Genomic DNA, 1,034 nt, shown 5'->3' with positions numbered 1-1,034 from the left:
AGGGAGGCCTTCTGATGCCCTCAGCATTCCCGTTCAGTCAGAGCGTGGTGAACATCATTGCCACAGGCCGATTCATGCCGGTGTACGCGGTGCAGCTCGACTTCGTCGACGGCATGGTCTTCGCGCATACCGGGACCGGCGACCTGGTGGTTGACGGCATTACATATCAGGGGGTTGGCAATTTCGGACAGGTCAGCCAGTCGCAGGAAAGCGACAACTCCGGTTCGCCGATGTCGGTCGAGCTGACCCTCAGCGGCCTGGATGCCTACATCCTCTCCGAGACGAACGTGCGCGGCTGTCGCGGCCGGATGGCCAAGGTCATGTTCGTGGTGTTCGACGAGGCTGGCAACTACGCGGCGGACATCCTGTTTTCCGGCCGAATGGATGCAGCCAAGTTCTCGTTCGCCGGCAACGGCCAGGACGGCAACAGCATCACTGTGCCCGTAGTTGACCGGATGGCCGAGTGGAGCCGCACCGGCACCGAGCGCTTCACCGACGAAAACCACCGCGCACGCCACGACGGCGACCGGTTCTTCTACGCCATCGCGCAGATGTCCGAGTGGCCCATTTACTGGGGCTCGAAGAAGGACGCACCGACATTCACCTATGGAAGTTAGCCATGCGCTACCGAGACTGGACAACCCGTCTGAACGACGTGATCAAGGCCGCCCAAGAGCGGCCTTTTTCATGGGGCGAATTTGACTGCTGCCTGTTCGCTGCCGACTGCACGGCAGCGATTTGTGGCGTCGATCCGGCCGAGAACTACCGCGGCAAATACACAACGGAAACCGGCGCCAAGCGGCAGCTGAAAAAGCAGCACGGCAGCCTTGAGGCTGCATGGGATGCCCATTTTGCAAGGGTACCGCTGACGTTCATCCAGCGCGGTGACGTGGTGCTGTACGACGCCCCCGGCGGCCGAAGCATGGCTGTTTTCTGGGCTGGCGATTATTGGGCAACAACCGACGACGGCGCAGCCCGTGTCGTATGCGAGCCACTGGCCGCGTGGAGGGTTGAATGAGCGGCGGCGTCAGAAA

Annotated in this window: 2 protein-coding genes; both read left to right on the top strand. The window is 61.8% G+C overall.

All coding sequences use genetic code 11. The annotated features are described in order from the left end of the window. The first annotated feature begins 14 nt into the window (after positions 1 to 14). Positions 15 to 617 carry a hypothetical protein gene (locus L6D63_RS28380; protein ID WP_131671982.1) on the top strand — a complete coding sequence of 201 codons (603 nt, stop codon included), beginning with the start codon at positions 15 to 17 and terminating at the stop codon, positions 615 to 617. A 2-nt stretch (positions 618 to 619) separates the two neighbouring features. Then, positions 620 to 1,018, top strand: a complete 399-nt coding sequence (locus tag L6D63_RS28375) for a DUF6950 family protein (protein WP_095668793.1) — start codon at positions 620 to 622, stop codon at positions 1,016 to 1,018. The last annotated feature ends 16 nt before the right edge of the window (positions 1,019 to 1,034 follow it).

The organism is Pseudomonas parakoreensis (assembly GCF_021602155.1).
Classification (GTDB): Bacteria; Pseudomonadota; Gammaproteobacteria; order Pseudomonadales; family Pseudomonadaceae; genus Aquipseudomonas; species Aquipseudomonas parakoreensis.
This window is presented reverse-complemented; position numbering and strand designations above follow the sequence as displayed.

Bases quoted from the DNA above. Each gene is read 5' to 3' on its own strand.
- L6D63_RS28375 (WP_095668793.1), top strand. From the start codon at position 620: ATGCGCTACCGAGACTGGACAACCCGTCTGAACGACGTGATCAAGGCC.
- L6D63_RS28380 (WP_131671982.1), top strand. From the start codon at position 15: ATGCCCTCAGCATTCCCGTTCAGTCAGAGCGTGGTGAACATCATTGCC.